Raw genomic sequence first — 25515 nt, forward strand, 5'->3', positions numbered from 1 at the left:
AGAGGGAAGGGGTCTCAAGCGACCGCGAACCACGGTTATCCACAGGCGAGTTATCCACAGAACCGGCACCCACACCACCCTGGTGCTCCACGCCGTTCTGCCCCCGGACGCGACTGCCGACCGGTCCAGTGGGGGTGCTGGTGGCCTGGCCCGGGACGGTGGCGGTCGGGGCCTCGGCGGACCGGGACCGCGCGCGGGTGAGACGGGTGGTGAGGTGGGTGGCGGGCCGGGAGGGAACGGTCGCCGGGCCGGTGCCGGGGACTGGTGCCGCCGCCGAGCTGGAGTTGGTGTCCGCCGCGGAGATGATGTCCGCCGCCGGGCTGGAGTTGGCGTCCGTCACGGGGACGTCGTCCGTCGCCGGGCCGGGGTCCGAGGCCGGGCTCGCGGACACGCCGGCCGGTGCCGGTGCCGGTGTGGTCCGGGGAGCCGGGATGTGGTTTCGGTGGTCGATGATGATGCGGGCGGTGTATCCGGTGCCGATGACGGTGTGGCCCATGGCCTGGTCGAAGACCGGCGGGATCACCGCGGCGTACACGGTCGCTGTTCTCGCGTAGCCGTCGGTGCGGCCCTGGGTTCGGTGGGCGTTCGTGCGACTGCCCCGTTCGGCCCAGGCGAGGGAACCCATCTCCCGCAGGACGGCGACGTGCCGGCAGACCGTCGCCCGCGACAGACCCAGCCGGACCACCATGCCGTCCAGGCAGTACCGCACCTGCCCGGTCGTGTAGTCCATCCGCCCCGCCAGATCCTCCGCCACCCGCACCGTCACCGCCGACGCCCGCGGATGCACACCCGCCCCCACCAGCCACACAACCGACCGGCTCCACGCCCGTGGACCCGACCGCCGCGACCGCGTCCCCGACACCGTCTGCTCCCCCACCGGGACCAGTGGCATCGGCCACTCCGCAGACGGAGACGCGGCGGTCGGTCGCACCTGCGTGCGCGTGGTTCCAGGCTGGGGTGGCACCCCGGTGCCCGGGGTGGCGGGTCCGGTTGAGGGCAGGCCGATGTCCCCGTGCCCGGTTCCGGGCGCGGGGTATGCGGGCAGGGCGGAGCGGTGCACGGCGGTACTCCCCAAAGGGGTACAGGGAGCCGTGACCGGTCAGTGACCGTAAATCTGACAATGGCGGCGCTGCCCTCTGCATGACGGGGGAGGGCACGTATTCTGGGCAGCGGTGGTCGCCCGCTGGGAGGCTGCTGCGGTGAGATCGTCAGAGGTCACGCCGGACACGACTCGGAGTGTGAGAGCTGGCGAGTCGGTTTCAGGGGCCGTTCCCTCCCTGGCCGGAGGGGGCGGCTCCGTCTCTTGTCAGAGGCTGGCGCCGCTACGCGGCATCCGTGTTCCGGACGGTGGCGTCTGTCAAACCGTGAGCACTGTTCAGGACGGCGGGGCGTTGTGCGAGCCAGCCCGCGACGCCCGCGCCCCCTACTCCTCCGCCTTCGACGGTGCGTACGTGCCGGAAGCCGTTGTCGAGGTAGTAGTGCTGGAGGCCGTGGTTGTGGGTGGTGGCGTTGATCCGGACCCACCGGCCTCCGTTGCGGGCGGTGAGGTCGCCGGCCCAGTCCAGGATGCGGCGCCCCAGACCGACCCCGCCGAACTCCCTCAGGACGATGAGCTTGTGAAGGTGCAGGCAGGGTTCGGCCAGTTCTGCGTCGGACCACAGGTCGGGCTCGGGCTCCGAGTCCAGAGTGACCGTGGCCGCTGTCCGGCCCTTGAGGGTGCGGACCATGAACACGGTGCCGGACGCGATGCTTGCAGTGATGTGGCCGGCGGGGAACGCGTTGCGCCACTGGTCGACGCCCCGGTCCGCCAGCCATGCCGACGCCTCATTGCGGTATCTGAGGAGATCCACGAGATCGTCGGGCACGGCCCGGGTGATGATCATGACTGGTCCTTGCCGTCGAGGGCGGAGAGGTCGCCGAGGTCGTAGGTGATTCTGTTCAGGTCGCCGCGGAAGGTGGTGAGAGTGCAGCGGACGGGCCGGTCCCGGGTGTGGCCGGTGCGGGTCCAGACCAGCACGGACACCCCGGGGCCGATCTGGAGTGCCCGGGCCTCGTCCGGGGTCGGTGGCCGGGACATCCACTCGTCCCGCTGGCCGACCTGCTCGACACCATGGTCCGCGAGGTACCGGGTGGTGCCCTCCGAGATGTCCCGGGGCTCGGCGAGTCGCGGATGCCGCTCCACCAGTGCCCGGGGGTAGTACGTGGCCTGGGTGGACCAGGGGACGTCGTCGACAAAGCGCAGGCAGTACCGGAGTGTGACGGTCTCGCCGGGCTCGATCCAGAGCCGGTCGGCGATCTCCGGGGGTGCCGGGACCAGTTGGACCTGGAAGTCCTGCCGGGGGATACGTCCGGAGGCCAGCACGTCGTTGTCGTAGGAGTCGCCGTCCTCGGCGGTGGAGTAGCGGAGGTCCTCGAACCTGGAGGCGTTGAGCGTGAAGATCTCCTGTTTGCGCACCTGGTAGGGGCGTCCCTGCGAGGAGACGACCAGCCCTTCGGCGACCAGGGTCTGCAGTGCCTGGCGGATGGTGTTCCGGGAGGCGTCGTACCGGGACTGGAGTTCCCGCTCGGACGGCAGGTCCATGCCCGGGGTGTAGCCGCCGGACGTGATCTCTGTTCGTAGAGCGTCGGCTACGCGTCGATACAAAGGCGTGGTCATGTGGTCATCCTGCCCCACTGAACCAGCTTGTTGGTACATGGTGGCGCCCCCCTCTTGACTCGTCGCTGTGTGTGGGTACAGGATCACCCTACAGCTTGTACCTACAAGGGGTGCAAGAGGGTCAGTACGTATTACTCCACATAGACCCCTTGGCCTTTTCGGTTGGTGACGGCTGCAGCACGGAAGTCCCTCCCGCTCGGAGGGCCTGAAGAAAGCGCTTGTTCCTTCTCAACTGAATCAGCGAAACATCCGGCGCTACGACTAGCCGACGCTCCCGAGCAAGAGATCTGCGGAGGGGTGTCACCAGGTGAGTCCTCTGGTTGCACCGGCCCCGTCCGCAGGGGATGCGGACCGCCGGCCCGCGGCGTGATGCGGGACAGGCAACTGCGACAAGCCAGCCCTGCCGCGTGCGCAGAGATTTGCGATCAGGCTTCCACAGCACTTTTTCCCATGCCGTCCTGCACCGGGCGGACAAGGATCCACGCGCGGTGAAACAAGGCAGATATCGCGGGCCCCGTAGGCAGACAGACGACCGGTTCGAGTCCGGTCCGGGGCACTGCGCGGTACACACGCGCTGCTACAAGCGCCGCCCGGAAGGTGAGAGCTCCGGGCGGCGCGATCACAGGCCAACCCCAACGAAAGGAACACCTGTGAACGTGATTCTCACACATCCCGTCCCGTCCGGCGGTGACACCGCCGAACCCGCGCCGACGCCCGTGCACGACAGTGGCACCGACTGGCTGGCCCCGGGCTTCGACTCTCCGGTTCTTGCGCGGATTTCGCGTCGTCTGGTTCTTCAGGCGCGGGTGGATGCCGGTGCCTCCTGCGCCAGCGCCCCCGCTCCTGGTGTGGGCCGGGTGGAGTGGTTCCGTGGTGAGCGTGAGCCGTACGCGGCCTGGAAGGCCCGGACACTCCTGCTGCTCAAGGTCTGCGGCGGGTGTCCGGCGCGTGCCGCGTGCCGCGAGCTCGCCCTGCGGGACCTGGAGGGGATGGACCTGAACCGGGGTGAGGACGACATGGTCCGTGGCGGGCTGCTGACCGGTGAGCTCCGTGACCTCGGTACCGCTCAGGCGCGGGACATCGAGGAGGCGGTCGCCCGGGACGACGAGGCGGCCGGGGTGTTCCGGCGGCGCCGGACCCTGGGCGCCGGTCTCGACCGCGACACCCTCGGCACGGCCAGTGGGTCGGCGGGCCAGACCCTGGTCCAGTCCGGGTCCGGGGACCGGCGGCCGGCCGTCGGCGGGTTTGTCCCGGTGTTCAACCCGGGTCCGGCCGAGCGCCGTCCCGCCGAGCGCCGTACTCCCCCGCCGGTCGAGGCCGGTGTCGTCGACGACGTCCAGGACGAGGAGGAGCGGGACTGGCTCGAACCCCACGACGACCCCGCCCAGCAGTTCCACCGTCTCGTCCGGCACCTGGCCGCCGACGGTGACCAGCGCGCGGCGGCGGCCGGCCGGAAGGCCCGGCGGACGCTGGCGGAGATGGCCCCCGGCCATGTCCGCCAGCCCCTCCTCACCCCCACCCCCACCCCCACCGGCCGTGAGGCTGTGCGGTGACCGCGATGGCGATGGCGACCGGGCTGACCGACGAGCAGCGGAAGAAGCTGTCGGAGCGGGTCCGTGAGGTGAACAAGCGGTCTGTGAGCAGGCCGCGGTGAGTGTTCTGGCCCTGGTCAGGGCGCTCCGGTTCTGGGTGTGCCCGCTGTGCGGGTGCCACAACGACGACGCTGCTGAGGCGTGTGTCTACTGCCTGCCCGACGACATGTGACCGCGGGGCCGGGAGGTCAGTCTGGGTGGTCACCACCGCCGGGTGGTGACCAACTGGACCGGGATCACCGGCCCCCTTCTCCCCTTCTTCTTGTTCTTCTTCCTGCTGCCGCCCTTCGTGGACGGCAGCCTCTTTCGGCCCCCGGCTGCCCCGACGAGGGCGGTCGGGGGCCGCTCCCCTCTGTCTTTTCACCATGGTCTGGAGATCCTTGTGCCTGCTCGTGTCGTGCCCCTGGTACATGTGCTCGACGACTCCCGCCTCGCCCCCGGCCCGGTGGGCGGTGCCGCTGTCCGCTACGTCCGGGCCCTGAAGACCGCCCTCGACGATGCCACCCTGGTGTGGGCCGCGTTCACCGCCGCCCGCACGCGGATGGACCAGGCGTTCGCGGCCCTGGCCGGCACTCCCGACGGGATGTGGTCCTCGGCCGTATCACGCCTCGTCGCCGCCCACACCACAGCCCTGGCCGCGGCCGAGAGGTGGGACACCGCCGCCTACCGGATCGCGGCCGTCCACGAGCGCCACCGCCAGGCCAGTCTGGCGGTGGAGTGCGCGCTTCAACTCGCCGGAGCAGTGACCGAGTCCGGGGGCGCGGGGTGGATCGTCGGCCACATCAGCGCCTACCGCAACCCCTGGTCCGGCTACACCCCCGCTGTCGACCTGGTCACCGCCACGATCACGCTCCAGAGCGGTCACGTGCGGCGGGTCAGCGATCTCACCGGCACTCGGGGCTGAGACCCGTCGGGGCCGCCTCCGGGTTGTCCCGGCGCCGCTGCCTTCTTCCTCATCTTTTCCTCGGTGGTGCCGCTCTGGCCACCCCCGCCCGGCGCCGCCCCCCCTTTCCTGCACCGGTCCCGGCGCTGGGCCGCGCCCCCCTCCCGTCTTCCCCTTCTCCTTCTTCCTTGGAGGTTCCCGTCATGCGTGGCGACATCATCCGCACTACCTACGCCCCCACCAGCCTGCCGGCCGGTATGGACTGGCGGCACAACGCGACCTGCCGCGAAGAGGACCCCGACCTCTTCTTCCCGATCGGCAACAGCGGCCCGGCACTGCTCCAGATCAAGGAGGCCAAAACCGTGTGTGCCCGCTGCCCCGTGATCGAGCACTGCCTCCAGTGGGCCATGGAGTCCGCCCAGGCCCACGGTGTCTGGGGCGGCCTGGACGAGGACGAGCGCCGCGCGTTGAAGCGCCGCGAAGCCCGCCGCCGAGCCCGGGGCACCTCGACCTCCGCGGCCTGACCGGTCTGGCGGTTGCCTGATCCACCCGTCTCCCGCAGTCCGGGGGCCGGGTGGTGAAGGGGAGCCGGGCAGCCCGGAATCCACCCTCACCCAATGGAGAACGGAGATCTGATGACGCTCACCTTCACTCTCGCCGAGGCCCAGGGGCTCGCCGAGCAGACTCGTGCCCACCACCACGAGCACTTCCAGGGCGTGGTGGCGGACGGTCCGGACCGGGTCCGGTTCGTGTTCGGGCCGTTCACCGGGCAGGAGACGCCGCCGTACCAGCCGTTCCCGGTCCACTCGGACGAGAGCCTGTCCCCCGCGGCCCGGGCCCTGCTCATGGAGGAGTACCGGCAGGCCGAGCGCCTGTGGCGGACCGCCCAGTACGTCCGCCTGCTGAAGCAGGCCACCAGCGGCGCAGCCGCGGCCTGGGCCGCGTACACCGCCGCGCGTGCGGAGATGGACGTCCGCTTCACCGCTCTCGACACCACCCCTGATGGTGCGTGGCGTTCGGCCGTGCACCGGCTGGTCACCGCCCAGGAGACCGTCCGCGCCGCCGCCAGGGCCTGGGACAAGATCGCCGCGAGGATCGCCACGGTGCACGATCACCGGCAGAAGTCGGCCGGGATCAGCCGCGACGAGGCGTACACGCGGGCGGGGCTGGACCCTGTCGGGTCGGGGTGGCTGATCGGCAACGCGGCCGACTACCGCACCCCCTGGCGCGAGGACACCCCGCTCCTCGGCCAGGCCGCCGAGGCCATCGACACCCAGCGCACCCGCCTCCGCACGGTCACCACCCTCTGCGGCAGCACCGGCGCCGTCGGGCAGTCGTCCTGACCTTGCTTTCTGAGGAGAACAGTCACGTGGAACACACACAGTTGGAACCCGCGCAGAACGAGCGTGAGCGTGAGCTGACGTGGGGTCAGGTTCTGATCCTGGGGGCTGCGGCTGTCCCGATGCTCGCCGTCGGCGGCCTCGGCGGGTGGGGCACGTTCACGAACATCAGCCGCAGGTTTCCGGAGGATGCGACGGCGCTCGGTGTGGTCGCCGCCGGTGAGGGCGCGACGCTGGTACTGGCGCTGGTCATGGTGGGTCTGACTCTGCTGGGTCAGTCTTCCCCGGGGGTGGTGCGGCTGGGGTTGTGGGTGCTGCCCGCCGTCGCCTCCGCCACCGGCGCGATTGTCGCCAGCGGTATGAAGGAGGCCGTCGTCAACGCGGTCACGCCTTTGGCGATGTCCGCTTCGGCGGAGGGGATCGGGCTGCTGGCCCGCCGGATCGTGGTCTATCGCACCGGCGTCGACATCGAGGCCCGGCGCCGCAACGCCGCCACCGTTCAGCGGATGGCCGTGCTGCGGGCCCTGGCCGCGAACCATCCCAGGAAGTACTCGCGGAAGCGGGCGGAACTCGCCTCGTGGCGGCTCGCCCGCAAGGTCGGTGTCGGTGACGACGAACTCGGCACCGGGCTCGTCACGGTGCAGCGGGCACGGATGACCTCCGGCGCGGACACCGCCCTCGCCGCCATGTTCACCCCGCCGCCCACCGTCACACCCGCCCTCCCCGCACCCGTCACACCTTCACCGGCCGCCGTCACGTCCTTCTCCGGGTCCGTCACACCCGCCTTCGGAACAGCAGCAGACCGTGCCGGTTCCGTCACGGGCACGCTCAACGCGGGCCCGGGCCGTGCCGGAACCGTCACGGGCACCGTGACGGGTACGACAGTCCGTCACACCGGCGTCACGGCCCCGCCCGTACCCGTCCCGACCGGTGTCACGCAGGTCAGCGCCGACTCGGACGGCATTGCGTCACGGCCCGGCGGAATCGTCGCACTCCCTGCCCGTGACGCCGTCTCGGACACCGGCACACGGTCCGGCACGCAGAGCGTGACGGATACGGGAACCGTCACAGCCCCCGGCACACCCGCCGTGACGGAAACCGTGACGGGCCCGGTGGCTGTCACGCGTCCTGTCACGGAGACCTGCGCCGGCACGGACTGGACCGTCACGCCGTCACGCACCGCCGTGACGGCCGTGACGGCCGTGACGCTCCAGGAGATCGCCACCGTCGCGGGTGTGCCGGTTCCCGAACGGGGTGAACGTCTCACCGGCACGCAGCTCGTGGTGGTGCTGCGGCACCTGCGCTACCGCGAGGACCCGCCTCTGTCCTACCGCCAGGCCGTGGCCGCCTTCCGGGAGGCCGGTTTCGTCGGCGGTGAGGAGCGCATCCGCCGTACCTGGGCCGAGCTGACGGCCCAGGAAGGGGGCAGCTCCGGTGAAACCGGTGGCCCTTCCGGGGACACCGGCAGCGGCGATGGGACCGACACGGACCGGCAGGACGAGGAGGAGGCCGCCCCCCGGCCCTGACCCCCCTTTTTTTGCCTCCGGCACCACCGGTGAAGGCCAGCCCCACCCCCCATTTTTTGCAGGGCTGGCCTTCGCCGCGACTGCCGGAACCACACACGCAGTCACAGCAGCGCAGTGGCAGACCCGGCCCCCGGCAGACCCGACGAGCACCCCCAGGCCAGCGGACAGCACCGTCCGCAGAACCCTCTGGGGTGCAGACCCGGCGAGCGACCCGGCGCGCCCCGCACTCATACGAAACCAGGCCAAAATGCCTCTGCTCAGGGAGTAGTTCATGGGTGACAACCACATGCCCCGCACCAGCACCACGGTGAGCACGGAGACCAGTACCGTCAGCACCGAGGCCACCGGGCGGAACCACCGCGGTCCGGACACCATGACGGTCCGGGTTCAGCCCGTACACGACCAGCCCCCGGTGCCCGCAGTGGTGGTCGGCGACCGGCCCGTCGTTACACCGCTCGCGACCGCGTCGCACACCGCCGTGTCATCGCTCGCCGCCTGACCGGCCGCGTATGAGCCGGGGGTGCGCCGGCCCGCTGTCCACGCCCGGCCGGCGCACCCATTCTTCATTCCGCACTCCGAAGTCGCTTCAGGAGGCACTTCACCATGGCCTTTTTCGGCCTGATCGGCAACGACCGCCACATGGCGGACACCGCCTACAGCGGGCGGGAGTCCGCCAGCGAGAAGGCGTCCCGGCTGCGCCGTGCCGCCCACCACCGCGCCGCCGCTGCGGCGGACCGGCAGGGGCAGGCATGGGAGGACCGCGAGCGCCGCCGCCAGGACCACTCCGCCCGATGGCGCACCCCGTGACCACTGCTCAGGACCCGTCCCAGGCCGGTGACGACACCGCTTTGAAGACCGCCGTGGCCCGCCGTGCGCGGCGGGCCCGTCGGGCGGTCCGCACCGTCGTCCCGGCCGTGCGCGGCGTCGCCGCGTGCACCGGCCGCTGGAAGCTGTTCGACGCGGCGGAGAACACCAACCCGCCCCCTGCCGTCCGGATCGAGGCCGCCGCCATCTGCGCAGCCTGCCCACTGCGTGCGACCTGCGGATTCCGCGTCACCGTGCGCGCCCGGGACCTGCCGCCCACACCCTGACCCTCCCCTTCCCTGGCCCTGGTCTCCCCGGGCTCTGCCCATCGTGGCGGAGCCCGGGCCGGGCCTCTCCACTTTTTCCGGGAGTCCACTGTGTTCGCCCGTTTCTTCATCCGCAGGCCCCGGCGCCTGCGGCACCTCCGCCGCCTCGCCGCCACTGCCGCGACCGCGCCTGCCACCCTCACCCGCCTCCCCCACCGCACCGCCATACCGGCCAGTACCACCACGTGGCCGTGCCTGCCTCACCCCGCTCCTGCCAGGCCTGACCCGGAGGAACTGCGGGTGCGGGCCTGGCTGCACCACCAGCAGTACGGCCACACCCCGACCGCCACCCACGGCGACTGACGAGCCTGTGAACCGGACCAACATCGCCAGGGCGGTCCGGGCCGAGGGCGGCTCCATCGCCACGGACCGCGCCGGACAGACCGCCGTCAAGCAGCGCACGGTCCGCTGACCGGACCGCCCCGCACCACGCCCTGCCGCTCATGGTCGCCACCAGCCCCTGTCCACCCACTCGCCTGCGGGCGGGTGGGCGTGAGGGTTCCGGTGACGGCCACGGCCGGCAGGCCGAGTCCACCCCCGCGGCCCCGCCCCTGGCGGGACTCGCGACGCCCACGGGCGGAGTCCGGCACGGCCCCGGGGGGGGGTGCACTCGCACACCCCGGTCCCCTGCACAGGATCTCCGCCCCGGGGCACCGCCAGGCCAGACCCCTGCACCGGAGGAGAACCCGCTCGTGAACCACCCCAGCCCCGAACCCACCTCCGGCTCCCGCTCCGGCCCGGCCGGCGCTGCGCCGCTCCACGACGTCGCCCTCTCGGTCGAGGCGACCGCCCGCTACCTCGCCGATCTCCAGCGCGTGGTGCGGGACATGGCCCGGCACCTCGCCACCCTCCAGACCGAGATCCAGGTCGTCTGCCGCGACACCCACATCGAGGGCGACCGTTTCTACCACGCCCGAATGCGGGCCCGCCCCGTCGAAAAAGCTTTCAGCGCCGCGCTCCACGACGCGGAAAAACTCGCCGCCGATCTGGAAAAAGCCGCGTTCACGCGCCGCGACTTCGCGGACAAGGTGAAAAGGCTCCCCGGAGAGCGAAAGCAGAAAGAAATTGACAAGGCCCGGAAGAAGAACCCCGCCATCCGGCCCGCCGGTCCGCAACAGCCCGTAGACACCCCCCAGCCCGGCGGCTATGCTGCTCCCGCGCAGTCGATTTACGACCTCCGCGGACAGGGGCGTGAATCCGCATGACCGGTCGGCCGCTCCTCAAAAGCGAGTTGAGGACCCAGAGGTCCCGCGAATACCTGATGAATCAGCAGCAGGATTTCATCAACCGCCACGGCGAAGACCTCGGCGCCTTCTACTTCCTCCTCATGCTGCTCCAGACGCACGGGAAGAAGGCGCACCGCCGGGGCGACGTCCAGACGCTGCGGCTCCTGGCGCACGAGCTCCACGCCACCTACCTCAAGCACACCCAGCAGCAGTAGTACCGGACCCCGTGGAGGGGCCGGCCGTCCTCCGGTCGGCCCCTCCACGGGGTCCCCAACGCCCAGGCGCCCACACGCCCACTCGCCCAGGCGCGCGCACGCGCGTACGCGAGGCTCCGCACCCCTGTCAAGCACCCGGAGAACACCGTGTCCGACGACACCGACGCCCCTGGCGGCGCCGCCCCCGGAAAGGCCCCCGGGAAGCTCATCAACTTCCCGGTCGGAAACGACATTCTCAACCGGCCCCCGGAACTGGCCGACCCCGGCCGTCTCTTCCCCCAGCAGTCCGCCGCACCGCCGGAATACCCGGAGGACACCACGGAACTCCCCACTATCCGGGAGCCGATGAGCCCCGAAATGGCACTCGCCGATGATCCCGAATCCGAAAACGAGGAAGACGGCGACGAAGAAGAAGAGGAAGAATACGAGGATGAAGAGGAGGAATACGAATATCCCCGGACCCTGACGGAGCGTCTGGGTGACTGGCTCGAATACCGAATCGACCGCGGTCGGGCACGGATGGCGGCCGAGGCCCCCTACCGTGAAGCGGAAATCGCGGCGAAAGTCGCCGCGCTGAAAGCGGAATCCGACCGCGATATCGCCCTGCTCAAAGCGCAGAACAGTCTGCGTGCTGCGCAGGCGCAGGCTCAGGCGGACAAAACCGCGGCCAAAGGAAAAGGCGACGCCGTCGCGATGAAATCCGGTGGCACGAGCGGTGGTTCGGGGGCGGGCCGGTCCGGCTCGGGCGGCGGTTCCGGCGGTGGGCGTGGTGGCGGGCGCGGTGGTTCGGGCCTGGGTGCCGACAAGGGCGGCCGGTCGAAGTCCGGTGGCGGCTCGGGCGGTGGTGGTGGCTCCGGGAAGAACTCCGGCGGCGCCTCGGGCTCCGGGTCCGGTGGTTCCAGGGGCGCCTCGGGCCGCGGCGACAGCCGGGGCCGGTCGGACGGTACCGGCGGGAAGGGCTCCCAGGGCAGCCGGTCGGACGGTACCGGCGGGAAGGGCTCCGGCGGATCCGGATCCGGGTCAGGTGCCGGTGGCGGCACGGGATCCGGCCGTTCCGGGGCCGGCGGATCCCGGGATGAGAAGAAGGGCTCCGGCAGCCGGGGTGGGAGTTCCGGCGCCTCGGGCTCCGGGTCCGGGTCCGGGGCCGGGTCTGGTGGTGGTGGGAAGGGCCCGGGGAAGGGCCCTGGGAAGGGCCAGGGCGGCGGCACGGGCAGGGGGTCCGGCAGCTCCGGTGCGGCCGGTCCGTCTCCGCGTCAGGACCGGCGCAGGGACCGGCAGGGCCGCCGTGAGGACCGCGCGGACCAGCGCCGGCGCGGTAAGGACGACCGGACTGCCGCACGCCAGGAGCGCCGCGACAACGGACGCAACGAGCGGGCCGCGGCACGGCAGGAACGGCGGCACGACCTGCGGGCCGGGCTCCGGGGCAAGCGGCTGGACGCCGATCTGGCCGACCGGACCAAGGACCGCGACCAGGCCCGAACCAACCAGCAGACCCTGTGGGAGAAGAAGCGGAAAGCCAAGGACGAGCAGGCGGCGGAGAAGAAGCGGTCCAAGGCCGGGCGGACGGCCGCCCGCAAGGCCAGGCGTGAGCGGCGCAAGAAGGCGCGGGCGGAGAAGCGGGCGGCCGGTCCGGGCAGGGTGACGCTCGCGGCGGCGGTCGTGGAAGAGGCGCAGCGCCGGTTCGACGAGCGCCGCAAGCAGGCCGAGGGCGAGGAGACGCCGGACGGCGGGAAGGAGCTCGACAAGGAGGCCGGCAAGGAGGCTGGCTCGGAGGTTCCCGGCGAGGGTTCCCCTGATGCCGGAAAGGGTCCTGAGGGTGCTTCTGAGGGGCCCGGTGACCCGTCTGTGTCTGAGGCCCCGGAGGGTGCAGGAGCGGGCCCTCACGAGCCGTCCAGTGGCCCTGATGGGGCGCGGCAGTCGGGTTGGTGGGGGCGCTGGCGGAAGTCCGGCAAGCGGCGGCCCCGGGGCCGCCGCCGGGCGGGCGGGGACGACGCGGCCTCCAGTGCCCGGTCAGCCGGTCCGTTCGGGCCTGAGACAGCGGAGTGGCCGGGACACGAGACACCTCCGCGGAAAGCCGCCCCGGGCGGCGAGGACGACGATGACATTCCGGACGCCGTCATCATCAACGGCGCCGCTCTGACGGCAGGCCAGCCGCGCCGGTACCCTCCGCGGCCCGGTACCAGCAGGCCCCCCGCCCCGGACCCCGCTCCCCCACCGTCCCCGCCCGCCCCGCCTGCCCCGCCTGCCCCGCCTGCCCCGCCTGCCCCGCCACCGGCTCCGGCCGGACCCGAGCCCACCCCACCCGAAGACAAGGAGCACAGCCACATGATGGACGGTCAGCCCCCCGCCAAACCCCCCGCACCTGTACACGGCAGCGGCAGCGGCAGCGGCGTGCAGCATCTCGACGCCCGGCACCGGACCGACATCACTCTCGGCCAGTACCTGATGGACATGACCAACGTCGCCCTGCGGGCGCAGCACTGTGCGGACGCCGCGGAGAAGGCGGAACACCGTCTCGGGGTCATCGCGGACGCCATCGGCAAGCTCGCACCCGTCTTTGAGCGGGGGCACGCGCTCGACCGGCGGCTGATCGAGCAGTTCGAGCAGACGGGGCAGCGGATCGAGCAGGCGCAGCGCTGTGCTCGCCAGGCCTCTGTGGACTGCCAGGCCGCCGCCGAGGGCGCGCGGCTGGCCGCGATGGCGGTCGGCAGGGTCTACGGCGAGGACCAGGACGCCAAGGAGGAGGCCGGTCTCGACCACGCCTCGGCGGCCGTTCACCACGAGGGGCACTGATGGACATGGACCTGGAGTGCTCTGTCCCCTACCCCATCGCCTCTGCCGGCGCCTCTCCCTACCAGGCGTTTCAGCAGGCCCTGCGCAACGTCGACCGCGAACTCAGCACTATGGCGGACGACCTGGCCGTGGTGGAGCGGGCGATGCGGCGTGACGCCCAGGCCGTGGAAGGCACGGCGGAGGCGATCGCCCGCGCCGGACTCGACGACCGGTTCGTGCGGATGACGCAGGAGGTCGCCATCCTGCTGGGCGGCACGGCCCGCGGCCTGGGCCTTTTCCAGCAGGCGGCCCAGGAAGCGGCGGACGACACCGCCGCGACCGCCCGTCTCCACACCTCCCTCTACGGCCGCCTCGACGAGATCCGGTCCGGCCGTAAGGAGAAGACCCCGAAGCCCGGGTTCTTCACCGACTGACAACCCCTCCCCCGGGGACGGCCCGCGCGCGAGTGCGGGGCCGCCCCTCGAGCCCTCCCCCACGCACAACCGGAACCTGACCGGCCGGTCTTATTCACCAGCAAGGAGCCCCCTGTGTCCGTCCCCCGCGGCGTCGCCCTGGAGCGCGCGCTCTACGTCCTGGCCGCGCCGGTGATCGCCGCGGCACCCAACCTCTCCCCCACCGGCGCCGTCAACACGGTCGTCGTCCTCGCCGGAGCCGCGGGAACCGCCTCCCTCCTCCACGCCGTCACCAGCCCTACCCCCGGCACCGGACAGCGCATCCTGCGCGCCACCCCCCTCGCCCTGGCCGCCGCCGTCGACATCGCCGCCCTGCACACCCCCGGCTGGGGCCCCTGGAACGCGGACGCCCTGACAGCCGCCGGGTGGGCGCTGCTGTGCGGGGCACTCGCCCCCTGGACACGGACCCGCCGCAGCCACCACCGCCCCCCGACAGCCATCACCCTGCCCCCCACCCCAGAACCGGTCCTGGAGCAGGCCGCCCCCGAGGAACCGCTGCCCCCGGACGACAATGCCGACCACCTCACCCGGCAGGCCCGCCGCATGTGGGAACGCGCCGGATCCCCGGGCGAGACCCAGATCGTCACCGCCGTCCCCCACGAAGGGACCCGGCACGACATCACCCTGCTGCTGCGCATGCTCCAGCCCGGACGCCCCATCAGGGCCCTGACACTGGAGGCGGTGGCGGCGGTGTTCGCCGTGCCCGCCACCCCTGACACGGTGCGGATCGAGCCGGTGGCGCAGCAGCCCGGCGCACGGCAGGGCGGGCCCGGCTGGGCGGAGGTCCACATCACCCCGGACGCGGCGGCCCGCCGGGCGACGGCCCCCACGGACGCGGAGCGGTGGGCGGACCGGATCGGCGGGCCCCGCGGCGGCGCCCCCGGGTCCCAGCTGGTCGCCGTCACCCGGGACCGGGAGCGGGGGGTGACGTTCTACCGGGCCCGGATGACCGACCCCACCGAGACACCCCGCGTCGACCTGAACAAGGTCTGCCGGGGCCTGGGGATCCCGGAGGACGACTCCTGCGTCTTCGTCCTGCTCGACGGGGCCGAGTTCCTGATCAGCGTCTTCGATCAGCCGCCGCTCTCCCAGACCTTCCCCGCCACCCGCGACCTTCTGACCCCGGACGCGAAGGGCATGTTCGTGTGCGGGTACACCATCACCGGCCAGCCGGTGAAGAACATGGTCTGGCAGCACGACAAGAACGCCCCGGCCCACGGCCTCATCCTCGGAGTGTCCCGGTCCGGGAAGACGCAGTACTTCGCCATCCAGATGGCGGCGGAGTCCCTGGCCGGAGCCGTGGTGTGGCTCTCCACCGTCCGCCACGACGAGAAAACATCCGTCCTCTGCCGGCACATCGACCGCCAGGGCTCCACCGCCCAGTGGATGTACCGCCAGCTACGGGCCGCCACGGCGCTGTGCGAGATCAGGGCGGAGATGCCCTGGGACTACGACGGGCAGCCCCACGACTACAAGCCGGGCGATCCCCGGTGCCCCTTCCCCATGCTGTCCGTGTACGCGGACGAGTTCATGACCGCCGCCCAGAACACCGTCTACGGGGAGGACATCCAGTCCCTCGGCGACAACCTCACCGTCACCGGCCTCAAGTACGGCATCGGCTTCAAGGCCGCCGGGCAGAGCCCGTTCGCGCACAACGGCTTCTCCACCGAGATGAAAGACAACCTCCGACAGAACTCCCGCGCGGTCGTCTTCAACATGGGCTCCCCCATGGCCACCCACAAGGCGGTGGAAGGCACGATGACCGACGCATACAACGTGCCGACCATCCCCGCCCGCTACTCCCGCAGCGAAGGGTCCGCCATCGAGCGGGCCATGCGGGGGGAGGCCGACCCGGAGAACGGCGTCAGCACGGGCGGCGTCGCGGTCATCGTCCTCGACAACGGCCGCGCCGTCCTCATGCGGTCGCTCTACGCCGACTTCGACACCGACCTCTCCGGCCTGTTCCCCGACGAGACCCCCCGGCTCACCGCCCACGAGATCAGCGAGCTGACCAAGCGCGGCCTGTGGTTCGACTGGACCGACCCCACCCCCCGCCCAGGCGAACCCGGCGCCCCCAAGAGCGACGGCGAATCCGGCACCGGCGGCACCGGCCGGACCGTGCCGGTCGCACCCCAGCCCTCCCAGGCCACCACCCCCCAGGACGCCCTGGCCGCCCTGAAACACCTCACCAGCACCTGACCAAACCAACCAAGCACCGGGCCCGGCCAACCCATCGGCCGGGCCCGGCCCGTTCCCGAAAGGAATCCGTTGTGGTCGTCTCCCTCTCCCTGGTCCTGCTCCTGACCGTCGTCCTCGCGACCGTCCCCGGACGGGACCTCCCCAGCCACTCCGCCCTGCTGATCGGCACGGGCGCGCTCGGTCTGGCCGCCGCGGTCGTCGTCGTCCTGCTCGTCGTCCGCCCGTCGCTCTCCGGCGCCCCGCACGGCACGTTCCTCCACTGGGCCACCTGCACCCCTCAGGAAGTCGCCGCCGACCTCGCCACCACCGGCACCGGCACCGGCCCGCAGACATCGTCCGCCTCTCCCGCATGACCCGCCGCAAATACCGCGGCATCCGGTGGGCCATCGACCTCACCGCCCTCTCGATCCTCTCCATCACGGCCGGCCTCCTCACCGCCCTGTGAACCACACACCCCCGTCCCCGTCTCTGACGGCTGCCCGACCCGCCCAGACCGCGAACCACCGCGGCCTGGGCGGTGAAGGGGAGCCGGACAGCCCACCGGCCCCTGCGTCACCCATCACGAATGGAGAGACCGTGCACCACAACGACCTCGACCTCGACACCGATCTCGTCCGCGACTTCACCACCCGGCTCGGCGTCTCCGAACCCACAGCCCGTACCGTCGTCGACGAGGCACTCGAAGCCCAGCAAACAGTTACTCGTCTTCGCTGACACCCACCGCCCTCGATGGCGGCGGACTCAGACGGGCCACGGTCGGCTTCGAGCCCGTCCACACACTGACAACATCGCCGTGCATGTCGCACCTGAGGCAATGCTCGACGGGAGCCGTCGCTCAGCCGCGAGCCAACGCCATGAGGAACTGGGTCTCGGCGTCGTCCCGACCCGCACAGAGCCTGGAGGCCGCATCCATGACAGCAACAGCACGGCACCAGGCCAGCACGCGAGCGGCAGTTTGGCCGGGAACCAGCGCCGCCAATTCCTCGGCCCTCCGCTCCAGCTCGGCGAACTCTTCCACTCCCGCCATCACCCAGTCCACAGCGTCGAAGTCGGGGTCACCCAGCGCAGGCCGGGGGTCGATCGCGACCATGTGCTGTCCGGGCCCGGACAGCACGTTGACCGGATGAAGATCACCGTGCACGAGTCCCGTCGTGTCGCCGCTGGCGAGATCCAGGGCGGCTGCGCGCGCCCGGTTGAGCACCGCCGGGGCAAAAACCTCGTTCAGACCGGCACCCGCCAGCCGGCGGCCGGTCAGCTCGAAGAGGAAGTCCACTCGGTGCGCAAGCGGCTGCAGCACAGAACCTTGTCCGCGAGCCGGGGAAGGAATGCGAAGTTCCCGCAGCAGGGCTGCGACCTCCGGCAAACTCCAGCTGAGCCGCCTCATCGGGACTCCCGGCTTCACGTCCTCCAGCAGCAGAGCCCCGACGACAAGATCCTCCGCCAGCAGTTTGACGACCCACGGTGTGTCGGCCCATGCGTGCAGTGCCTCTGATTCCGCGGAAGCGATCTCGAGGTCAGGGGTGAGCTTCAGCCACACAGTTGCCCCGTCACCTTGTTGGATGCAGTGGAACACCCGTGACGTGCCACCTCCGCCCTCCGCGAGGACAGTCAGGTTCCAGCGGGCCGCCAGCTGATCCACCAGGACTGGCAGTTGATCACACCAGCCCAAAACTTCCGGTCCGAAGCGCACGACAAGCCGGTTACGCACCTCCGGCGGTACAAAAGCTATCCCGTCCACCGCATCCCCGTTCGTCGCAGCAGGTCACAGAACGTATCAGGAGCGTCCACAACCTCGCCCAGCACTCGGGCGGCCTCCCCATCGAAGGCTCCACCGTCTACACCCTCTGGCAACTCGCCGGCATCACCGGCCTGGTCCTCGGCTACCTCTCCCGGAACAACGGGGTCCGAGCCCTGTGGGCCGGGCACGGCGCGGCCACCGTGTCCATGGTCTGGGCGGCCACCCCGCAGCCCGGCCGCCCCGTCGCGGCCGGGCTCGCCGTCCTCGCCTTGACGGTCCTGTCCGCGCTCGCCCGCGCCGCGGCGTCGTTGTCGGCCGCCCGGCCAAGGCCACGGTCCGGCCCGAGATCCACGTCCCGGTACCCGTCGCACCAGCCGACGACCGCCCAGTCAACTGCCCCGCCTGCACCTGATCCGGCCGCCCGCATCGATCGAAGGGACTGCCCCGTGAAAATCCGACTGCCCCGGACCACCCACCGCACGGACCGGGCCCGCTGGGCCACCGCCCGCACCATGACCGACCTCGGCCACCTCACCGCCGACTGGCTGGAAGGCACCCTCCGCCACCACCCCGCCTACCGGGGCACCGGCCCGAACCCCAGGACCTCGCCAGTCGTACCCGTACTCGCACGCCTCAACCGCACAGGCCTCGTCACCGCCAACAGCCAGCCTGGCCACTCCCCCACCCGCCGCTGGAACCGCACCGTCCGCACACAGCGGGCGGCCGTCGACGGCTGGACCACGGACCAGGCCCTCCTCCACGCACTGACCAGGACAGCCCAGGCCCACGACCTCCACCTGATCCTCAACCCGCCCGGAACCACAGCCGACCGCGGACCCATCCCGGTCACCTGCCGCAACGGGACAGCCGACCATCTGGTTCGGCGACCCCTACCACCCGGACCACCTCACACAGCTCTGGACCGGAACCCACCCCGACGCACTCACCGCCCTCACCGGAGCCACCCACATCACCCTCACCGACACCACCTGGGGCCCCTCCACACACCTCTGGACCACCCTCACCACCACCCAGACCACCGGAACACCCCCATGCTGCCCCGCCCACACACCACCCTGCTGCTGCTCGCCGTCCCGTTCGCCGCGGTGACGGTCGCCGTCGTGCTCAACGCCTGCCGCCTCAAGCTCTACGCCGACCGGCACCGCATCGAGATCGCCGCCCGTCCCCGGCCCGCCTGCCCCCAATGCCACGGAAACGGCGGCTGGTGGACAGACGGAGCCTTCCCCGACATGGAGGCATGCGGCTGCTGGGCGAAACGGCGCGAACTACGCATCCGACTCCTGCCCTCCCCCGCCTGGAACGAGCCACCGTTCTGACAGCTCATCGGTGAACCCGAGCCCGGAAACGCCCAGGGCCCGCCGACCTCACCGCCACGTATCCCGCACGAAAGGGTCCGTGCCCCGGAAGCCGAGCTCGGCTTCCGGGGCACGGACCCTTTCGTGCGTTTCCGGGCCACGCTGCAGCTCGTACCTCCCGTTGCCCTTGCCGCCCCGAAATTTCACGCCGTGAAAATCCTGGGGGAGGATCTACGGCCGGGCTGCCGTCCCCCGCACCTCGGCATACCCGACATCCGATGCGGCACCGGACCAAGCAGCGCCGGCGTTGGGAGGTCCTTCCCCTCGGATCGGCCCTAGGCTTCGCGGATGGCGTACGAAGAGTTGTGCTGGGAACCGGTAGCGGCGCTCCCGGAAGGCGAGCCCGAGACGTCCTTCGGCGGGCGTTGGGAGGACCGGCTCTGGCTGAACGTTCCCGGCCCCTTCTACACCGGCATCGCCGACAACTGCTGGACGGGCCGGCTGCACGCACCGCGTCGTGTGCTCTACGGCGGCGAGCACTTCAGTGAGTACGTGTATCGCCAGCCGGCGACCACGGCCGAGGTCCTGAACCTGGTGACAGCGGCCCAGGTAGATCCGTACCGCGGCTACGCCTGCGACGGCGACAGCCGATGGACACCCGAGGCCGTCCGGGGCTGGTGGCACGACCGCGGGCGGGTCACCGGGCACCTGGAGTCCCTCCTGCCCAGATGGTCGTCCAGCGACAGGACCGACGAGCGGGAAGCCGCGGAGGGGCTGAGGGACTTCGCCGCCTACATCACCGAAGGGCTCGGCACGGACCTCCGGAAGTACCTCTTCCGGCTTGAAGAAGGCTGCTACCCGAAAACCCCCGGACCACTGCCTGAGCTCCGATGAGCAAAGACGGCCACGAGGTACTCGGTACTCCCGCACCCGGACACCCGTGAAGTGGGTTCAGGCTCAAGGTCGCGCGACCCCGATGCCGGACCGCTCGGTCCTGCCGAGGGCGATGAAGGCCCCGGTGGTGGGAGATCACGTCCCGCGGGCAGATCGCTGATGGTGGAGGCGGGAATGGGAACTGCCGGGACGCCTCACCCGGTGTGGACCCAGACGGTGAACTCGTCGACGAGCCCTGGCGGGTCGGCCGCCCGGTCCGGCGAGCGATTTCCTCGTAGTACTCCAGCTCGTGGAGGATCACCGGCACCGGCCTGCCGATGGCGCTCTGGATGACTCCACTGTGGTGGGGTTGCCGGTGACCGTGAACTCGTTCTGCAGCCAGAAGGCGCAGGCCCTGTGTCCCCGGTCGCAAGGGGTCTGTGGCAATTATCGGGGGGCTGTCGGGTGGGTCGGTCGGGCACAATGCGGCCATGGTTGATCATGTTCGAGATGCTTCGCGCCCGGATTTTCTCAGCAAGCCGTCGCTGGGCGGGGAACAGGTACTGCTCCGGCCGGTCACGGCCGATGACATGCCTGCGCTGATGCCCATGCTCATGGACGCCGAGACATCACGGCTGACCGGCAGCCATGACGACGGGCCACTCGATGAGAGGCGCATACACGCCTGGTACGAAAGCCGCCGGCAGCAGGACGACCGGCTGGACCTGGCGGTGGTCGAGCTGGCGACGGGGAGCATCGTCGGCGAGGTGGTCCTCAACGGGTGGGACCCGGGCAACGAGAGCTGCAGCTTCCGCATCTGTCTGGTGCCCGGGACTTATGGATCCGGTCTGGGGACGGAGGCGACCCGTCTGACCGTCGGCTACGGCTTCGAGAAGCTGGGGCTGCACCGCATCTCGCTGGAGGTCTACGCGTTCAACCCGCGAGCCCGCCGCGCCTACGAGAAGGCGGGGTTCGTCGCCGAGGGCGTACTGCGTGACGCACTGCTCTGGGAGGGCGAACGGGTGGACGCGACGGTGATGTCGATTCTGGCGCCGGAGTGGTTCCAGCACGGTGGACGTCCGGCAACAGCCGGCCACACGGCGGGCTGACCGTGCTGCTGGCGCGAGGCCGCCCGTTGTTCCGTTCATGATGCTGAAGTCTCTGCTGCCGGTGAGCAACAAGCAGGTGCGGCCGGTGGCGGGACCACCGGCAGGTGTTCAACGACAGGAGTTCGCCCGCCTCATCGTCACCACCGGGACGGAGAGGGGCGAGACGGTCGGCTGCACCACGCGCCTGGTGGCGGCCTGGGAGGACGGGGACATCGGGCTCCCCCGCGCGGTCTACCGACGCATCCTCACCCGCCTGACCAGGCGCGCCCCGGACACCCTCGGGTTCTGGACCGGCCATCCGGCCCCGGCGGCGACCGCCGCCCCGTGCGGAGCCGTCCCGTGCGGAACGGAGGACAGCGTGGACCTCCGGGGCTTCCTCGCCGACGGCGCGGGCGCGGCGCTCGGCCTCCTCCCCCTCCGGGCAGCCGGACCGGGGCGGATCGGCTCGGTTCTTCTGGACTCCGTGTGAAGAAGCACGAGCAATCAAACTCCGCAGCGAACCTCCTGGGCCAACCCGACCGCACGATGCGGACCCGTGCCCTCCACCGCTACCTGCACTGGCGCAACGCCAGCGCCCGCCACCCCGACGGTCCTTACCCTCCAGCGCCGAGAACACACCCGCATCCGCAGCGAGGGGGTATCCGCCGGGACGGACACCCCCTCGCGACCGCAGCCTGATCAAGCGATCCGGTACAGAAACGTCAGATCCCCGTACTACGGCCGATGCGGTACAGCACATTCGGACGCAGCGGTCCTTCGGGCACGGTGGGGTCGTCGAAGTCGTCGGCCGGGTTCCGGGTCATACCGATCCGGCGCATCACCGCTTGCGAACGGAGGTTGGTGACCGTCGTCACAGCGACGATCTCAGGAAGCTCAAGAACGTCGAAGCCGAAAGCCAGGACCGTCAGCGCGGCCTCGGTGGCGTAGCCCTGGCCCCAGGCCGAGCGGGCGAGCCTCCAGCCGATCTCCACTCCCGTGAACGGCATGCCGTCATCCACCTGGTCCAAGCCCGCGAAGCCGATGAACCCGCCCGTGGCCCGCACCTCGACAGCCCACCACCCGTACCCCCGCCGGTCGAAATCGGCCTGGAACCGTGCCACGGAGGCATCACTCTGTTCGCGGGTCAGCAGACCGCCCAAGTGCTCCCGGACCTCGGGGTCGGCATTCACCGCCGCCCACGGTTCAAGGTCGGAGTCACGCCACCGGCGGAGAGTGAGGCGATCGGTACGCAGTTCAGCCATGCTGCCCAGCCAACGTGAGCTCTGGCCTCAAAGCAATCCCTTTTCGTCAGGGCGACACCGTCACGCAGAAGAGAGCATGCACGACTGGACAAAGCAGCGACCACCGATGCGGTCACAGCACGGCCTCCGGCTTACCGACGCCATGCGCACCGTGCGCTCCAGCACGCCGTCGGCGCGTCGGTGGTGTCGTTGGATACGGGTATGGAGCTACCGGAGCGGGAGACCGTGGTGGCCAGGTGTGATCTCGCGGACTCCGCCATGATGTCCGGCTGAAGCCAGGGTGCGGTCGATGACGGCCTGGAGGCGGTCGAGGTCCTGTCCGTCGCGCTGGGCCGGATCGAAGGCCCCGTAGCCGGTCGTGCGTACGGGGTCCGCTGGAGGTCTTCTCCACAATGTCTCCGGCCGGAGCGGGGCATCGCCGCCGGGCGGGTGCGGCTTCTCTGCCTCGCCCACGGGACCGGGCCCACGGGGTTCTCCGTGGAAGCGGCGTGAACCGGGCCGCTGCTGTCAGCGCCAGTCGCCGGTCAGCCAGGCCACCAGGCGGGGGCGCGGGGTCTCCGGAGCGCACGGGGCGATGGCGGCGCTGGAGAAGACCTGCATGGTCACAACGCCCTCGACGTTGCGGTACACCCGGGAGATGTCACCGGAGACGTCGCCGGGTTCACCGACTTCCACCGGGCTCTCGGACGCGGTCGCGGGGCCGGAGGGGTTGCAGCCGACCTGAGGGAGTGGTTGGCCGAGATACCAGCCGCCGATGAACACGGCGTACAGGGCGGCTGCTGTGCCTAAGCGACGAGGAGTCATCCAGGTGGGCATCCGCAGAGTATTCCAGGAAGCGTCACCGGACAGCACCCCCGTCACAACCGGATGTGCGGCGCATCGGTGGAGAGATCTTTCCCGACACCCTGTCCGAGTACCAGTGTGCGAGGGACGCGGTCAGGCTGGCGCCGAGGACGCTGGACGAGCTGGTCAGGCCGGTGCTCGAAAGCTGTGAGTACCACGGCACCATGCCGTGGCAGCTCTTGTCCCGGGAAGTCGACCGGTACGTCGCCGGAGTGGGCAAGCGGGCCGCATCACCGAGGAAACCGCCATGCCCCCCACATCAACGCCGCCCGCCCCGAGCGCACCGGTGCGCTGCCCCGCTGATGCCATGACTCGGATCGGCCTGTCAGCCTCGGTCTGGCTGATTGCGAGTGCGGTACCGCCGCAGGGCGAACAGTCGATGATCATGCTCAGAGAATTCATTGAGCGGTCCGACCCGCTCGTACGCCCACTCGGCTCTCGGGTCGTCGCGGCAGGCGAGCGCGAAGGCCGCCTCCAGACGCAGATCCTTGTCATCCTCGTCGAGGAGCGCGACGAGGGCATGCAGAGTCGGGGGCGTCCGGTCATCGGAGGCAGACAGGGACTCGGCAGCGTGGCGCCGCACCCCGAGGTCATCGTCGCGAAGCAGGACGAGCAGAGCGTCCCGGATCCCCGGAACGAGCTCGTTGTCGGGAGCGAACCGCGGGTTGAGTACTTGCGCCACAGATGCTCTGACGGCCGGCTCGGAGTCGACGGCCATGCCGAGCAGTGCGGATGTGACCGCCTCGCTGCGCGCGGTCCGCTCCCGGCTCATGCAGAACGCCGCTTCGCTGCGGACGCGGGGGTTCGGATGGTCGGCGTACCGCAGACCGATGGCCATCTCGTCCGAGTGCTCCGCGCAGTGGTGGTTGTAGACGTCCAGAACCGCAGCGAGCACCTGCCCATCGGGCTCGTCCTGCGCCCAGGACGCCAGGAAGTCGGCATCCTCGGCAGTGTCCGACGCGCGGTCGACCGTAGTGTGGAAGCACCGGTGCCACAGGACCGAGGCCAGGAAGCGGCGGTGCACGGGATCGGGATCCCGGCGCAGAGCGGTCAGCTCCGACCAGATACGCGGGCCCCTCCTCTGACCCAGGAAGTAGGCGGCGGCGAACCAGTTGCTGTCCTCGTCCTCCGCGTGCGCGACGGCGCGTGCCATCAATTCGGTGACGGGCGGCATGACACCGAAGTGCCACTCGAGCTGGGTGAGGATCGCGCCGTGCCCGGCCCGCGCGGTGAGGCCGCCGAGGGAAACCTCGTCGATCGTGTCGGCAGTCGGCAGGACGTCGATGCGGCGTGTGACGGCGGGCCCGGCAGCCCCGGTCCGGCGGCGCAGCTCCTCGACCACGCCGACCTCGTACCAGTGCCGGGCCAGATCGAGCAGTCGCTGTCGGTGTGCCGCGGGAAGGCGGAGCCGAGGAGCTTCCCCCAGGATCATGGTGACCAGCGTGGGAGAGCCGGTGTCGACGGCTCGCAGCAAGGGGGTGCTGCCATCCTGAAGTACGAGGTCCTGGTTGGCACCACCATCGACCAGGACCTCGGCGGTGAGGTCATCGAACCCGGCCACCGCGGTACACAACAAGGGCAACCCGTCGGAGCCCAAGGTGTCCGGATCCGCACCCTGTTCCAGACAGCCCCGCACGGTGACGGTGTCCCTGGCGAGCACTGCGCTGACCAGTCGGTCGGTCAGGTCCGACGACAGCCCGATCAAGAATCCTCCTGATGATGTGTTCAAAGAGAGCAATGTACCCGGACCAGCGGGACAATGCTGATGTACGGCGGCCTGAACCACGGCCGGGTCGACGTCGGCCGACTGCGGACGCTGCTCAGCGGTGAACCCGAGTCCGGAAGCACAAGGGCCCGCTGACCCCGCCCAAGCCCCCACGCTCCCGCTCCGAGGAGACCACCGTGGACATCCGTCCCCTATCCGATATCGAGGCCCACGACGAGGCCGAGGCCCGCCGGATCATCACTGCCGCCCACCATCCCGGGAACACCCCCGCGCCCGTGGCCCAGCCCGGAAGACCATCCGTGTCCCGGCTCGCAGCGGACATCGCCGGAGTGCTGACCGCCGCCGCAGTCGCCGCCGTCCGATCGACGGCACGGGAACGCTGGTCATCCGGACACGGGGCGGAGTCGACCCCGCCGCATTCGCCATCGCGGGCGCCACCCCGGTCGCTCTGGTCGCTGTCGTCGGCGTCACCACCCGCATGATCAGCCGCGCCGTCCGGGACGGAGCCTCCAGGCTGCCGAGGCCGACCCACATCACCGCCACCGACCCGGCCCGCATCCAGCACACCGAACTGCACACGACGACCCGGGGGCAGCGGATGCGTGAATTCTCGCGATGAGTTCCTCGTCGCTCAGAGCCGGGGTGGACTCGAGGTCG

General features: G+C 70.9%; 28 protein-coding genes and 1 pseudogene. 23 read left to right on the forward strand and 6 right to left on the reverse strand.

Translation table 11 applies throughout. The annotated features are described in order from the left end of the window. The first annotated feature begins 206 nt into the window (after positions 1–206). A complete protein-coding gene (locus CRV15_RS36105; protein ID WP_157849248.1) occupies positions 207–554 on the forward strand; it encodes a hypothetical protein in 348 nt (115 codons plus the stop codon). Positions 555–1322: 768 nt separating this feature from the next. On the opposite strand, the gene CRV15_RS29295 is transcribed toward CRV15_RS36105, so the two are convergent. Then, positions 1323–1883 carry a GNAT family N-acetyltransferase gene (locus CRV15_RS29295; RefSeq protein WP_003955534.1) on the reverse strand — a complete coding sequence of 187 codons (561 nt, stop codon included), beginning with the start codon at positions 1881–1883 and terminating at the stop codon, positions 1323–1325. Further along, entirely contained in the window at positions 1880–2695 is an 816-nt protein-coding gene (locus CRV15_RS29300; protein ID WP_044955428.1) for a GntR family transcriptional regulator, read from the reverse strand. Before CRV15_RS29300 ends, CRV15_RS29295 begins: the two co-directional genes overlap by 4 nt. A 611-nt stretch (positions 2696–3306) precedes the next feature. On the opposite strand from CRV15_RS29300, the gene CRV15_RS37030 reads away from it, so the two are divergent. The 17 genes from CRV15_RS37030 (at position 3307) to CRV15_RS36110 (ending at position 16726) form a co-directional block, all read left to right on the forward strand. Continuing rightward, positions 3307–4209 (forward strand): hypothetical protein, encoded by a 903-nt coding sequence (locus CRV15_RS37030; protein WP_009998991.1) that lies wholly within the window; start codon positions 3307–3309, stop codon positions 4207–4209. A 436-nt stretch (positions 4210–4645) separates the two neighbouring features. Continuing rightward, positions 4646–5152 (forward strand): hypothetical protein, encoded by a 507-nt coding sequence (locus CRV15_RS29310; RefSeq protein WP_009998994.1) that lies wholly within the window; start codon positions 4646–4648, stop codon positions 5150–5152. A 236-nt stretch (positions 5153–5388) separates the two neighbouring features. Next, on the forward strand, positions 5389–5655 hold the full coding sequence (locus CRV15_RS29315) for a WhiB family transcriptional regulator (protein ID WP_003955539.1): 267 nt from the start codon (positions 5389–5391) through the stop codon (positions 5653–5655). A 93-nt stretch (positions 5656–5748) separates the two neighbouring features. Further along, positions 5749–6474: a hypothetical protein gene (locus CRV15_RS29320; protein ID WP_003962992.1), complete on the forward strand. Its 726-nt coding sequence runs from the start codon at positions 5749–5751 to the stop codon at positions 6472–6474. A 26-nt stretch (positions 6475–6500) separates the two neighbouring features. Next, positions 6501–7997, forward strand: coding sequence for a hypothetical protein (locus CRV15_RS29325; protein WP_003962993.1), 1497 nt, complete (start codon positions 6501–6503; stop codon positions 7995–7997). Positions 7998–8268: 271 nt separating this feature from the next. Further along, a complete protein-coding gene (locus CRV15_RS29330) occupies positions 8269–8496 on the forward strand; it encodes a hypothetical protein (RefSeq protein WP_003955541.1) in 228 nt (75 codons plus the stop codon). 104 nt (positions 8497–8600) lie between these two features. After that, complete coding sequence (locus tag CRV15_RS29335) at positions 8601–8804, forward strand: hypothetical protein (RefSeq protein ID WP_003955542.1); 204 nt, start codon at positions 8601–8603, stop codon at positions 8802–8804. Then, positions 8801–9088, forward strand: coding sequence for a hypothetical protein (locus tag CRV15_RS29340; RefSeq protein ID WP_003962994.1), 288 nt, complete (start codon positions 8801–8803; stop codon positions 9086–9088). Before CRV15_RS29335 ends, CRV15_RS29340 begins: the two co-directional genes overlap by 4 nt. A 90-nt stretch (positions 9089–9178) precedes the next feature. Further along, positions 9179–9430 (forward strand): hypothetical protein, encoded by a 252-nt coding sequence (locus CRV15_RS29345; RefSeq protein WP_003955544.1) that lies wholly within the window; start codon positions 9179–9181, stop codon positions 9428–9430. A 389-nt stretch (positions 9431–9819) separates the two neighbouring features. Beyond that, positions 9820–10332, forward strand: a complete 513-nt coding sequence (locus CRV15_RS29350) for a hypothetical protein (RefSeq protein WP_003955545.1) — start codon at positions 9820–9822, stop codon at positions 10330–10332. Between the two features lie 56 nt (positions 10333–10388). Then, the gene (locus CRV15_RS29355; protein WP_230864336.1) at positions 10389–10568 is read left to right on the forward strand and encodes a carbohydrate ABC transporter; all 180 of its coding nucleotides are present in this window, start codon (positions 10389–10391) and stop codon (positions 10566–10568) included. A 147-nt stretch (positions 10569–10715) separates the two neighbouring features. Further along, on the forward strand, positions 10716–13361 hold the full coding sequence (locus tag CRV15_RS29360) for a hypothetical protein (RefSeq protein WP_003955547.1): 2646 nt from the start codon (positions 10716–10718) through the stop codon (positions 13359–13361). Beyond that, positions 13361–13774 (forward strand): hypothetical protein, encoded by a 414-nt coding sequence (locus CRV15_RS29365; protein WP_003954525.1) that lies wholly within the window; start codon positions 13361–13363, stop codon positions 13772–13774. The genes CRV15_RS29360 and CRV15_RS29365 overlap by 1 nt, the downstream gene beginning before the upstream one ends. A 114-nt stretch (positions 13775–13888) precedes the next feature. Beyond that, positions 13889–16012 carry a hypothetical protein gene (locus tag CRV15_RS29370; RefSeq protein WP_003962996.1) on the forward strand — a complete coding sequence of 708 codons (2124 nt, stop codon included), beginning with the start codon at positions 13889–13891 and terminating at the stop codon, positions 16010–16012. 71 nt (positions 16013–16083) lie between these two features. Further along, a complete protein-coding gene (locus CRV15_RS29375; protein WP_003954527.1) occupies positions 16084–16365 on the forward strand; it encodes a Pycsar system effector family protein in 282 nt (93 codons plus the stop codon). Continuing rightward, positions 16362–16457 (forward strand): hypothetical protein, encoded by a 96-nt coding sequence (locus CRV15_RS38035; protein ID WP_003954528.1) that lies wholly within the window; start codon positions 16362–16364, stop codon positions 16455–16457. Before CRV15_RS29375 ends, CRV15_RS38035 begins: the two co-directional genes overlap by 4 nt. Positions 16458–16588: 131 nt before the next feature. Beyond that, positions 16589–16726 (forward strand): hypothetical protein, encoded by a 138-nt coding sequence (locus CRV15_RS36110; protein WP_003954529.1) that lies wholly within the window; start codon positions 16589–16591, stop codon positions 16724–16726. A 121-nt stretch (positions 16727–16847) separates the two neighbouring features. Here the strand turns inward: CRV15_RS36110 and CRV15_RS29380 are convergent, their stop codons facing one another. Then, positions 16848–17585, reverse strand: a complete 738-nt coding sequence (locus CRV15_RS29380; RefSeq protein ID WP_003962998.1) for an aminoglycoside phosphotransferase family protein — start codon at positions 17583–17585, stop codon at positions 16848–16850. Between the two features lie 677 nt (positions 17586–18262). Here CRV15_RS29380 and CRV15_RS37975 point away from each other — a divergent pair. The 5 genes and pseudogenes from CRV15_RS37975 to CRV15_RS29410 form a co-directional block, all read left to right on the forward strand. Beyond that, a pseudogene (locus CRV15_RS37975) lies at positions 18263–18556 on the forward strand (DUF6919 domain-containing protein); the annotation flags it as partial. Between the two features lie 246 nt (positions 18557–18802). Continuing rightward, a complete protein-coding gene (locus CRV15_RS29390) occupies positions 18803–19087 on the forward strand; it encodes a hypothetical protein (RefSeq protein ID WP_003954531.1) in 285 nt (94 codons plus the stop codon). 327 nt (positions 19088–19414) lie between these two features. Further along, on the forward strand, positions 19415–19960 hold the full coding sequence (locus tag CRV15_RS29395; RefSeq protein WP_003954532.1) for a hypothetical protein: 546 nt from the start codon (positions 19415–19417) through the stop codon (positions 19958–19960). A gap of 470 nt (positions 19961–20430) precedes the next feature. Next, positions 20431–21048, forward strand: a complete 618-nt coding sequence (locus tag CRV15_RS29405; protein ID WP_003954533.1) for a GNAT family N-acetyltransferase — start codon at positions 20431–20433, stop codon at positions 21046–21048. A 37-nt stretch (positions 21049–21085) separates the two neighbouring features. Then, positions 21086–21517 carry a hypothetical protein gene (locus CRV15_RS29410; protein ID WP_003963000.1) on the forward strand — a complete coding sequence of 144 codons (432 nt, stop codon included), beginning with the start codon at positions 21086–21088 and terminating at the stop codon, positions 21515–21517. 232 nt (positions 21518–21749) lie between these two features. On the opposite strand, the gene CRV15_RS29415 is transcribed toward CRV15_RS29410, so the two are convergent. The 3 genes from CRV15_RS29415 to CRV15_RS29435 all read right to left on the reverse strand — a co-directional run bounded on the left by CRV15_RS29415 (position 21750) and on the right by CRV15_RS29435 (position 24837). Beyond that, the gene (locus CRV15_RS29415) at positions 21750–22289 is read right to left on the reverse strand and encodes a GNAT family N-acetyltransferase (RefSeq protein ID WP_003963001.1); all 540 of its coding nucleotides are present in this window, start codon (positions 22287–22289) and stop codon (positions 21750–21752) included. 507 nt (positions 22290–22796) lie between these two features. After that, positions 22797–23105, reverse strand: coding sequence for a hypothetical protein (locus tag CRV15_RS29425; RefSeq protein ID WP_003954537.1), 309 nt, complete (start codon positions 23103–23105; stop codon positions 22797–22799). 352 nt (positions 23106–23457) lie between these two features. Next, positions 23458–24837 carry a HEAT repeat domain-containing protein gene (locus tag CRV15_RS29435; protein ID WP_009999011.1) on the reverse strand — a complete coding sequence of 460 codons (1380 nt, stop codon included), beginning with the start codon at positions 24835–24837 and terminating at the stop codon, positions 23458–23460. Positions 24838–25515: the final 678 nt, after the last annotated feature.

The sequence above is a fragment of the Streptomyces clavuligerus genome, from assembly GCF_005519465.1.
In the GTDB taxonomy this organism is placed as follows: Bacteria; Actinomycetota; Actinomycetes; order Streptomycetales; family Streptomycetaceae; genus Streptomyces; species Streptomyces clavuligerus.

Coding starts and splice junctions, on each gene's coding strand:
- CRV15_RS29295 (WP_003955534.1), bottom strand. CDS start 1,883: ATGATCATCACCCGGGCCGTGCCCGACGATCTCGTGGATCTCCTCAGA.
- CRV15_RS29300 (WP_044955428.1), bottom strand. CDS start 2,695: ATGTACCAACAAGCTGGTTCAGTGGGGCAGGATGACCACATGACCACG.
- CRV15_RS29315 (WP_003955539.1), top strand. CDS start 5,389: ATGGACTGGCGGCACAACGCGACCTGCCGCGAAGAGGACCCCGACCTC.
- CRV15_RS29320 (WP_003962992.1), top strand. CDS start 5,749: ATGGAGAACGGAGATCTGATGACGCTCACCTTCACTCTCGCCGAGGCC.
- CRV15_RS29330 (WP_003955541.1), top strand. CDS start 8,269: ATGGGTGACAACCACATGCCCCGCACCAGCACCACGGTGAGCACGGAG.
- CRV15_RS29335 (WP_003955542.1), top strand. CDS start 8,601: ATGGCCTTTTTCGGCCTGATCGGCAACGACCGCCACATGGCGGACACC.
- CRV15_RS29355 (WP_230864336.1), top strand. CDS start 10,389: ATGAATCAGCAGCAGGATTTCATCAACCGCCACGGCGAAGACCTCGGC.
- CRV15_RS29365 (WP_003954525.1), top strand. CDS start 13,361: ATGGACATGGACCTGGAGTGCTCTGTCCCCTACCCCATCGCCTCTGCC.
- CRV15_RS38035 (WP_003954528.1), top strand. CDS start 16,362: ATGACCCGCCGCAAATACCGCGGCATCCGGTGGGCCATCGACCTCACC.
- CRV15_RS29390 (WP_003954531.1), top strand. CDS start 18,803: ATGCTGCCCCGCCCACACACCACCCTGCTGCTGCTCGCCGTCCCGTTC.
- CRV15_RS29395 (WP_003954532.1), top strand. CDS start 19,415: ATGGCGTACGAAGAGTTGTGCTGGGAACCGGTAGCGGCGCTCCCGGAA.
- CRV15_RS29405 (WP_003954533.1), top strand. CDS start 20,431: ATGGTTGATCATGTTCGAGATGCTTCGCGCCCGGATTTTCTCAGCAAG.
- CRV15_RS29410 (WP_003963000.1), top strand. CDS start 21,086: ATGATGCTGAAGTCTCTGCTGCCGGTGAGCAACAAGCAGGTGCGGCCG.
- CRV15_RS29415 (WP_003963001.1), bottom strand. CDS start 22,289: ATGGCTGAACTGCGTACCGATCGCCTCACTCTCCGCCGGTGGCGTGAC.
- CRV15_RS29425 (WP_003954537.1), bottom strand. CDS start 23,105: ATGCCCACCTGGATGACTCCTCGTCGCTTAGGCACAGCAGCCGCCCTG.